The sequence below is a fragment of the Streptomyces sp. 796.1 genome (assembly GCF_047525675.1).
In the GTDB taxonomy this organism is placed as follows: Bacteria; Actinomycetota; Actinomycetes; order Streptomycetales; family Streptomycetaceae; genus Streptomyces.
In genome coordinates this window covers 171,030-181,170 of record NZ_JBLIWA010000018.1, presented here as the reverse complement: position 1 = coordinate 181,170, position 10,141 = coordinate 171,030, and the positions used below count along the sequence as shown (strand labels likewise).

General features: G+C 76.4%; 5 protein-coding genes. All 5 read left to right on the top strand.

The window, feature by feature from the left end; all coding sequences use genetic code 11:
- Positions 1–25: 25 nt before the first annotated feature.
- Positions 26–1,384 (top strand): PP2C family protein-serine/threonine phosphatase, encoded by a 1,359-nt coding sequence (locus ACMA1D_RS14710; RefSeq protein WP_414724408.1) that lies wholly within the window; start codon positions 26–28, stop codon positions 1,382–1,384.
- Positions 1,385–1,988: 604 nt separating this feature from the next.
- Positions 1,989–3,347, top strand: a complete 1,359-nt coding sequence (locus ACMA1D_RS14705) for a vWA domain-containing protein (protein ID WP_414724400.1) — start codon at positions 1,989–1,991, stop codon at positions 3,345–3,347.
- Positions 3,348–3,509: 162 nt separating this feature from the next.
- Positions 3,510–5,348, top strand: a complete 1,839-nt coding sequence (locus ACMA1D_RS14700; protein ID WP_414724399.1) for an FHA domain-containing protein — start codon at positions 3,510–3,512, stop codon at positions 5,346–5,348.
- A 241-nt stretch (positions 5,349–5,589) separates the two neighbouring features.
- Positions 5,590–5,994, top strand: a complete 405-nt coding sequence (locus ACMA1D_RS14695; RefSeq protein ID WP_349994356.1) for a globin — start codon at positions 5,590–5,592, stop codon at positions 5,992–5,994.
- Positions 5,995–6,641: 647 nt separating this feature from the next.
- The gene (locus tag ACMA1D_RS14690) at positions 6,642–10,139 is read left to right on the top strand and encodes an FtsX-like permease family protein (RefSeq protein ID WP_414724398.1); all 3,498 of its coding nucleotides are present in this window, start codon (positions 6,642–6,644) and stop codon (positions 10,137–10,139) included.
- Positions 10,140–10,141 lie beyond the last annotated feature (2 nt).

The window sequence follows — 10,141 nt, the reverse complement described above, 5'->3', positions numbered from 1 at the left end:
CGCCTTCCCCGCGCTGACCCCGACCGTGCGCCCGGCCGCGACCGCCGGGCCGGCCCCCCGCGGGGACTCGACGGCCGGCGGGGCGGGTGCGGGCGGCAGGGCAGGTGCGGGCGGCGTACCCGGGTCCGGAGCGGGCTCCGACGGCGCACGGCCCCCCGCCACACAGCCCCCGGCCGGCGGGCCGGGCCACCCGCCGGCCGCGCCCCAGGCCCAGCAGTCGTACGGGGCGTACGCGTCCCACGGGCAGCAGCCGCACGGGCCGTACGACCCGCAGCAGCCGTACGCCGCGCACGAACCACCCGCCCCCCACGAACCAAATGAGCTGAACGAACTGAACGAGCTGGATGAGTTGGACGAGCCCACACTGGACATCTCGGCGGGAGCGGCCGACGGGCCGGGGCGCGGCTCCGGTGTGCCGTCGGCGGCGCCGGCGGGGGCCGGCGGCGCCGGGCCGCGGGACACCGAGCCGCGCCGGTGCGCGGAGTGCCGGGCCGGCGCCATCGACGACGACGGATACTGCGAGAACTGCGGGCACGCCCAGCCGCGGGAACGGGACCACATGGAAGAGGAGTTGGCGTTCGTCGCCGCCGCCAGCGACCGCGGGCTGCGGCACCGCCGCAACGAGGACTCGTTCGCGCTCTCCGAGGCGGAGTTGCCGGACGGTACGCCGGCGGTGGTCGCCGTGGTGTGCGACGGGGTGTCGTCGGCCACCCGGCCCGACGACGCGTCGGCCGCCGCCGCGCGGGTGGCCGGCGAGCGGCTGCTGACCGCGCTGCCGCAGGGCACCCACCCGCAGCAGGCCATGCACGAGGCGATCATCGCCGCCGCCGACGCGGTCAGCGCACTGGCCCTGGAGGCCCGCCCGGCCCAGCGCGACCCGCACCGCCACGAGAACGCGCCGGCCTGCACCATCGTCAGCGCCGTGGTCGCCTCCGGCATCCTGACCGTCGGCTGGATCGGCGACAGCCGCGCGTACTGGGTCCCCGACGACCGCGCCACGCCCGCCGCCCGGCTCACCGAGGACGACTCGTGGGCGGCGCAGATGGTCGCGGCCGGGTTGCTGTCCGAGGAGGAGGCGTACGCGGACGAGCGGGCGCACGCCATCACGGGGTGGCTGGGCGCCGACGCGTACGAGATCGAGCCGCACACCGCCGCGTTCAAGCCCGACCGGCCCGGCGTGGTCGTGGTGTGCACGGACGGGCTGTGGAACTACGCCGAGTCGGCGCCCGAGATGGCCGCCGCGGTGCCGGCGGACGCCCGGGCCCGGCCGATGGAGAGCGCGCGCAGCCTGGTCGGCTTCGCGCTGGAAGGTGGTGGCCACGACAACGTAACGGTGGCCGTGGTGCCGTTCCCGATCACGACGGGACGGGCAGCCTCGCACTGAGCGGCGCTGAAGGCGCCGGACGGCGGCGAACCGCGACGGACGACGCTGGGCGGCGCTGCGGAGCACGGGGAGCCCCGCAGGGCACCGGGCAGCGTCGCCGGAGCGCCGCACGGTGCCAGACAGCACCGGAACAGCTCGCGGCAGCGCCGAGCAGCACCACGGCAGTCAGCAAGGCAGTCAGCAAGCAGTACTGATCAGTTCTCAGCAGTTCTCGGCAGCTCAGAACGGTTCCGAACAGCCCTGGACAATCCGGGGCCACTCGGATCAGCATCGGGGCAGCTCAGAGCAGTCTGAGGAGGAGGGTGGGCCGCGCACTGCGGCCCACGGCGGTCGGCCGGCACCGGGGGGTGCCGCGGGCCGCGGAACGGGGGAAGGCCCCGGCGTCACCGTTCGCGGTGCGGCGGGGCTCGTACAGGAGCACCCGATCGGGCAGTGCCCGGTGCGGGAGCGCGGAATTCCGCGGGGGTGAGGGGCCCCCGCGGCGTCACGGGGGATCAACGGGGACACCCGCACGCAGTCAGGGAGCCGTCGGCGCGTACGTCCCGGTCCGCCCCCATCCTCATGGGTCACAACGGAGCGTCACGGACGTCAAGGAGCGGATCAGATGGCCAACTTCGCCAAGTCGCACGGGCCACGGTTCTCGGTCGACGTGTACCAGAACGTGTTCCTCCCCGAGGGCGGGCGCGAGGTGAACGCGATCGTCACCGTCACCGCGACCGGCGGGGGCACCGCGAGTTACCAGGCGCCCTCGCAGGCCGGGCCGCGCGACGCCCAGCCGTGGTGGGAGGGGCCGAGCGCGGCGGTGGCCGTCATGGTCGACTGCTCGGGCTCGATGGACTACCCGCCCACCAAGCTGCACAACGCGCAGGAGGCGACGGCGGCGGCGATCGACACGCTGCGGGACGGGGTCGCGTTCGCGGTGATCGCCGGTACGCACAAGGCCGTCGAGGTCTACCCGGGCGGCGGCCGGCTGGCCCGTGCCGACGCGGGCACCCGGGCCGCGGCCAAGGACGCGCTGCGCACCCTGAGCGCGGGCGGCGGCACCGCGATCGGGAGCTGGCTGCGGCTCGCCGACCAACTGCTGCACACCGAGGACGTGGCGATCCGGCACGGCATCCTGCTCACCGACGGCCGCAACGAGCACGAGGAGCCGCAGGCGCTGCGGGCCACCCTGGACGCCTGCTCCGGGCGGTTCACCTGCGATGCGCGCGGCGTCGGCACCGACTGGGAGGTGAAGGAGCTCAAGGCCATCGCATCGGCCCTGCTGGGCACCGCGGACATCGTGGCGAACCCCGCCGAGCTCGCGGCCGACTTCCGCCGCATCATGGAGTCCGCTATGGGGAAAGAAGTGGCAGATGTCGCTTTGCGCATCTGGACTCCGCAGGGCACGGACGTCACATTCGTGAAACAGGTCGCCCCCCGCGTCGAGGACCTCACCCACCGCCGCACCACCTCGGGACCGCGCTCCGGCGACTACCCGACCGGCTCGTGGGGCGACGAGTCGCGCGACTACCACGTGGCGGTGCGCGTCCCGCCCGCCGGCATCGGTCAGGAGATGCTGGCAGCGCGGGTGGCGTTGGTCCTGCCGGGCCCGGACGGCGGCGCTCCGCAGCCGCTGGCGCAAGGGCTGGTACGGGCCGTGTGGACGGCCGACATGGAGGCGTCGACCTCGATCAACCGGCAGGTCGCGCACTACACGGGGCAGGCCGAGTTGGCCGCGGCGATCCAGCAGGGCCTGGACGCGCGCAAAGCGGGTGACTGGGACGAAGCGACCTCGAAACTGGGGCGCGCGGTGCAGCTCGCGGACTCCCTGGGGAACGCCGAGACCGCGAAACTGCTGTCGAAGGTGGTGGACGTCGTGGACCCGGTGACGGGTACTGTGCGACTGAAGGCCAAGGTGGAGGACGCGGACGAGATGACGCTCGAAACACGTTCCACCAAGACCGTTCGCGTAAAGAAATAACGCGGTGCGTACCCGGCCGGCCGGTCGGGGCGAACCGCTGCACAGCGGCACGAACCCGTCGCGCCCCGGCCGCCTCGGCCCGGGCCGGCACCCGAACCACCTGCTCCGTCAGCTCCACCAGCACCAGCGCCAAGAAACGGCACACGAGGGGGAATCACCGACATGCCGACTTGCCCAAACGGCCATCAGTCGTCGGCCGAGGACTATTGCGAGGTGTGCGGCCACCGCATGTCGGCCGCACCCGCCGGCGTCGTTCCCCCGCCCCCGCCGCCGCCCGGCGTGATGGGCGTGCCGCAGCCTCCGGCGCCCCCCGCCCACCCGGGCCAGCCGGGGCCCGGCGGCTTCGACGGTCCCGGTGGGCCCGGACCCGGCCCCGGTCGCTTCGACGGCCCCGGTGTGCCCGGCGGCCCCGGTGGCCCCGGTGGCTTCGACGGCCCGGGGGGTCCCGGTAGGCCAGGTCCCGGCGGGCCCGGTGGCTTCGACGGTCAGGGCGGGCCCGGCCGGCCGGGCCCCGGTGGGCCGGGTGGTTACGACCGTCCCGGCGGCCCGGGCGGGTTCGACGGTCCCGGTGCGCCCGGTGCCTTCGGCGGGCCCGGCGCTCCCGGCGGTTTCCCGCCGCCCGGCGGCCCGGGAGGCCCCGGCGCGCCGGGTGCTCCCGGCGGCCCCAGCCCCTTCGCCCCGCCCGGTGGCCCGGGTGGTCCCGGGCACGGCGGTCCCGGCGCGCCGGGCGGCTACGGCTACCCCGGCGGCCAGCCCGACGCGACCTTCCAGGCGGAGCTGTGCCCGCAGTGCCGTACGCCGCGTGAGGCGCAGGCGCCGTTCTGCGAGGAGTGCCGCTACAACTTCATCACCCAGTCGGCGACCTCGTACACGCCGTACAGCCCCACCCCCGCGCCCGGCCAGCCCGGCCAGGGTGGCGGATTCCCGCCGCCGCCAGGTCCCGGGCAGCCGCACGGGCAGCCCGCCCACCCGCACGGTTCCGAGTCCTCCCGGCCGCCGGGCCCGCCGCAGCCGGGGCCCGACTACCCGGGCCCGCACCAGTCGAACCGGCCCGGCGACCCGCAGGCGCCCGCCCCGCTGCCGCCGCACGCCGGCGGTCCGCACGGTGGCCCCCACAACCCCGGTCCGCACGGGCCGGGTCCGCACGGTGGTGACGGCCGGCCGGCGGGCCCGCCGCCAGGTGGCTTCGGGGGCGACGACGACTGGATGCTCTCCCCGCCGGGCGCTCCCGAGGCGTCGGCGGCCCCGCCCGGCGCTCCGGCGCCGGCCGCGCCCCGGCCGTTCCCGGACGCTCCGGGGCAGGGCCCCGGGGGCGCTCCGGGCGGGCGTCCGCCGTTCCCCGGCGACGGGGAGTTCCCGGGCGCGGCGCCGCCGCAGCCGGGCCCTCCGCACGCCGGTCCCCCGCAGCCGGGCCCGCCGCCGTTCCCCGGCCAGCCGGGTCAGCACGGCCAGCCGGGTCAGCCGAGCCAGCACGGCCAGCCGCCGGCCGGTCCGCCGCAGGGCCAGCCCCCGCAGGGTTCGGCGCAGCCCGCGGGTGGCTACCGGCCCGACGGCGGGTACCAGCAGGGCGGCCCGGGCGGCGGCCAGCCGTCGGCCGGCAACTGGGTCGCGGTGATCGCGCCCGACCGCGAGTACTTCACGGCGATGATGACCCGCAGCGGCCCCGAGGCCGCCGGGCTCAACCTGCCCGCGTACTCGCCCGAGCAGCAGTTGCCGCTCTCCGGCAGCCAGATCACCATCGGCCGCCGCCGGCACAGCACGGGCGAGGCCCCGGACATCGACCTGTCCCGTCAGCCGGAGGACCCGGGCGTCTCGCACCAGCACGCGGTGCTGGTGTCGCAGCCGGACGGGGGCTGGGCCGTGGTGGACCAGGACTCGACGAACGGCACCACCATCAACGGTGGTGACGAGCCGATCCAGCCGTACGTACCGATCCCGCTCCAGGAGGGCGACCGGGTGCACGTCGGCGCCTGGACGACGATCACGGTGCGCCGGGGCTGACCCCCGGCCCGCCCGGCCGGTGGCCGCCGGTCGGCGGACCGCAACCCAGCACTGGGCCCGCTCCCTCGTGGGGCGGGCCCAGCCGCGTTCGGGGCCGCTGCGAGCCGCGCCCACCAGCGGCGGGCCGGCCGCGTGGCAGGGGGCCCGGCCCGTACGACCCCGGTTGCGGCGGGGCGGGCGGGGGACCCCGCGGGGGCCTAGGACCTCCGGCCTCCGCCGTGGCATCTGCGACCATGGAGGGGTGAATGAGATTCCGCGCGGCACGGTGCAGGAGCAGACCTTCTACGAGCAGGTCGGCGGCGAGGAGACGTTCCGGCGGCTGGTGCACCGCTTCTACCAGGGGGTCGCGGACGACCCGCTGCTGCGGCCGATGTACCCCGAGGAGGACCTCGGCCCTGCGGAGGAGCGGCTGGTGCTCTTCCTCATGCAGTACTGGGGCGGGCCCCGCACCTACAGCGACCAGCGCGGCCACCCGCGGCTGCGGATGCGGCACGCACCGTTCGCCGTGGACCGCGCCGCGCACGACGCCTGGCTGCGCCACATGCGGGACGCCGTGGACGAGCTCGGCCTCGCCCCGGAGCACGAGCAGCAGTTGTGGAAGTACCTGACGTACGCCGCCGCCTCGATGGTCAACACCCCGGGCTGACCGGGCCGCGCTGCCGGCCCGGCCCCGGTCCGATCGGGCCGCGGGTGGGTCGTACCGCGCGGTGACCGCATACGGGACGCGCCGCACGCCCGCCCACCGGGTCGGCCGCGCGCGGGGCCGGGTCGCGTGCGGGCCGGTCGCGTACAGGGCCGGATGCGTACGGACCCCGTCGCGTACGGGCTGACCGCGCGGCGGGTCGGCCGCGTGCGGGCGGCCACACCACGGCCGGGCACGTCGCGGCCGATTCCACCGCAGGCCAGTCGCACCGAGGTCCACACGCGCGCCGGACGCCCTGATCGCGCCCCGCACGCCAGCCGCAGGACGGGCAACGGAGACAGGACGAGCGGCAGGGCAGCCGCAGGCCAAGCGCAAGGCGGGCACAGCGCAGGCCAAGCGCCAAGTGCCAAGCAGACCCAGCGACCAGCAACGACCACTTCCGTACGCTCCGTATCGAATAGCGGACGATCTGTATCGAATTTCGGTCACAATCCGATCAAGTCCCGACCGCAACCGCTTTCAGCCCCCACCTTTCTCTGACAACATCCAGGCACGCTGCCGAGGCCGAGGCCCGTCATCCCGACCAGGGTGACCCCATGCCCGCCGTCGGCCGGCGAGACCGATGGTGGGGAAGCGGCGCGGGGGGTTCAGTGGCGGGCTTTGTGTTCCTGCGTGTCCGCGCGCATCGATTGCTGTTGGCCGCCGCGCTCTTGACCGTGTTGCTCACCACCGCGGTGCTGGCCACGCTCTCCGCCTTCACCAGCGCCATCGGCGACGCCGGGCTACGGCACACGCTGCGCGAACGTTCCGCCGCGCCGGCCGCGTTGCGGGTGGCCACCGACCTCCCCGACGCCGAGCGGGCCGCCGGTGAGCAGGCCGTACGGCGCGGCGCGGCGCGGGTCTTCGACGGGCTGCCGGTGACGCTCAGGTCGATGACGCGCTCCGGCCCGTACGCCCTGCCGCGCGAACTCCAGTCGCCCGCCGCCCGGCAGGGCGAGCCCGATCTGACGCTGTTCGCCGCCCTCGACCGCTCTCGCGTCACGCTGGCCACCGGTGCCTGGCCCGACGCCGCACCGACCACCCCCGCCACGGGCGGGGACGGGGCCGGGGGCAAGGACGGGGGCAAGGCCAGGACCACCGTCCCCGTCGCGCTCCCGGAGACCGCGGCGGCCCGGCTCGGGCTGAAGGTCGGCGCCAAGCTGACCCTCGCCGACCGGCTCTCCGGGCCTCCGGTGCAGATCCAGGTCACCGGCGTGTACCGGCCCAAGGACCGCACCGACCCGTACTGGCGCCTGGACGAACTCGGTGGCAGCGGCGTCCGCACGCTGGCGTTCACCACGTACGGACCGCTCCTCACCGATCAGGCCACCTTCGGCGGCCAGCAGGTCACCCAGGCCGGGGTGTCGTGGCTGGCCAGCGCGGACTTCTCCGGGGTGCGGGCGGACGACGTGGACGGGCTGCGGGCGGCGGCCGAGCGCGGCCGGGCCGCACTGGCCGAGGACGACGCGCTCGGCTCCCCCGAGGTCAGCACCGGGCTGCCCACCGTGCTCGACCAGGTGGACCGCTCGCTCCTCGGCGCCCGTTCGACGCTGCTGATCGTCACGCTGCAACTGGTACTGCTGGCCGGGTACGCGCTGCTGCTGGTGGCGCGGCTGCTCAGTACGGAGCGGGCCGGCGAGACCGATCTGCTGCTGGCCCGCGGCGGCTCGGGCGCCCATCTGGCCAGGCTCGCCGCGGCCGAGGCGCTAATGCTGGCCGGGCCCGCCGTGGTGATCGCGCCGCTGCTGGCCGGGCCGCTGATGGAACTGATCGCCGCACACGGCCCGTTGGCCCGTATCGGACTCGACCTGGACACCGGGCTGACCCTGCAAACCTGTCTGGTGGGCGTCGCCGTGGCGCTGGGTTGCGCGGCGGCCGTGGTGGCGCCCGCACTGCTCGGCGCGCGCGCCCGGAGCGGCCCTTCGGTGATCCGCGCCCGCAGCGGCAGCCTGCCGGCGCCGCTGCGCGCCGGCGCCGACGTCGGCCTGCTCGTCATCGCCGGCGTCGCCTACTGGCAGCTCGACCAGCAGGCCGGCGACGGCTCCGGCGTGCTCAGCGGCGACGGCGGGGCGCTCGGCGTGGACCCGGTGCTGGTCGCCGCGCCCGCGCTCGCCCTGCTCGCCGGCACGGTGCTCACGCTGCGGCTGCTGCCGCCGGTGGCCAAGATCGCCGAGCGGCGCGCGGCCCGCGGCCGTGGCCTGCCCACCGCGCTCGCCGGCTGGCAACTCGCCCGCCGTCCGCTGCGCGGCGCGGGCCCGGTGCTGCTGCTCGTACTCGCCGTGGCGATGGGCATGTTCGCCGTCGGCCAGGGCGCTTCGTGGGAGCGGTCGCAGGACGACCAGGCGGACTTCGCCGCGGGCGCCGGCGTCCGCGTGCTCTCCAGCCGCACCCCGCAGTTCGGGCAGGGCGGCGCGTTGGAGGCGGTGCCGGGCGTGGCCGCGGCGGCGCCCGCCGCCCGGGTGCAGTTCGGGCTCTCGGGCGGGCGCGGCGCGACGCTGCTGGCGCTGGACGCCCAGCACGCCAAGGACTCCCTGCTGCTCCGCGACGACCTCGCCGACCGGGACGGCAACGGGCTGCTGTCAGCCGTCGCACCGCAGCCCGGCGGCGACCGGCCCGGCATCGCGCTGCCCGGCAACCCGGACGAGCTGCGCATCACCGCGCGGCTCGGGGTGCTCACGGCGCCGCGCGACGCCGCCGAGGAGCAGGGCGACACCGCCGGGGACGAGACCTCGGCCGGCTCCGCGGACAAGGCATCCGCCAGCGTGACCGCGACCGTCGAGGACCGCTACGGCGTCCCGTACCGGCTCTCGCTCGGCGCGCTGCCCGCCGACGGCAAGCCGCACGCGCTGGTCGCCGGCATCGCGCAGGCGGCCGGCGCGCCCACCGGCCGGCCGGCCGGGCCGCTGCGGCTGGCCGCGGTCGAACTCGACCTGGTCCAGCCGGCGCAGCAGGAACGGCACCGGTTCGAGGTGACCGCGCTGGAGGCGGTGGCCGCCGGCGGGAAGTCCACGGCGGTTTCCGTACCGGCGGACTTCGGGTGGCGGGCCGCCACCACGTTCGCCGAGGACCAGCCGGGCGACGTGGAGGTCAAGCCGCGTGCTCAGCAGCCGCGGCGGACCGCGGACCGTCCGCTGACCGTCACGTACGAGACCGGGCACCACCGCCCCGACGTGCCCGAAGTGGGCCGGCCCACCGCCACGTTCACCTTCGGCGCGCCCTGGCCGAAGCAACCGGCCGCGCTGACGGCCGTCGCCACCGACCGCTTCCTGGACTCCAGCGGCGCGAAGGTCGGCGCGACGGTCAGCGTGCCGGTGGCGGGCGAGTCGCTCTCGGTCCGCGTCGTCGCCGCCGTACGCGGTCTGCCCACCACCGGTGCGGCGGCCGACCGGCTGGCCGGCACGGCCACCGAGCCCGCGGACGGCGAGGCGGGCCCCGAGGGCGCGCCGCAGGACGACGCGTCGGACCGGGACGGCGGGGCCTTGCTGGTCGACTTCCACGCCGTCAACCAGGTGTTGGCCGCCCGCGCCGGCGCGTCGCTGCCGCCCACCGAGTGGTGGTTGCGGCCGGCGCCGGACAAGGACGATGCGGTGGTGACGGCGCTGCGGCAGCGGCCCGACGTCGATCCGGCGCTGGTCATCGCCCGCTCCGAGATCGCCCACGAACTCCACGACGACCCCTTCGGCGCCGGCCCGCAGGCCGGTCTCGCCGCGGCGGCGTTGGTGGCCGCGGCGCTGGCGGCGGTCGGCTTCGCGGTCAGCATGGCGGGCTCGCTGCGCGAACGCGGCGCGGAGTTCGGCGTGTTGCGCGCCCTCGGCACCCCGCGCCGCCAGTTGGCCCGGATGGTGGCGGCCGAACAGGCCCTGCTCATCGGCCTGGCACTGGCCGTCGGCGTGGCCCTCGGCACCGTACTGACCCGGGCGGTGGTCCCGCTGATCGTGCTGACCGGCGAGGCCGCCAAGCCGGTTCCCGAGGTGCTGGTCGAACTGCCGCTCGGGCAGGTCGGCGGGGTGCTGGCGGCGGTGGCCGCGGTACCCGTACTGATCGTCGCGGCGGTGGCGCTACGACGCGGCGACCCGGCCGCCACACTCCGCCACCGGGGAGGTGAGTAGGC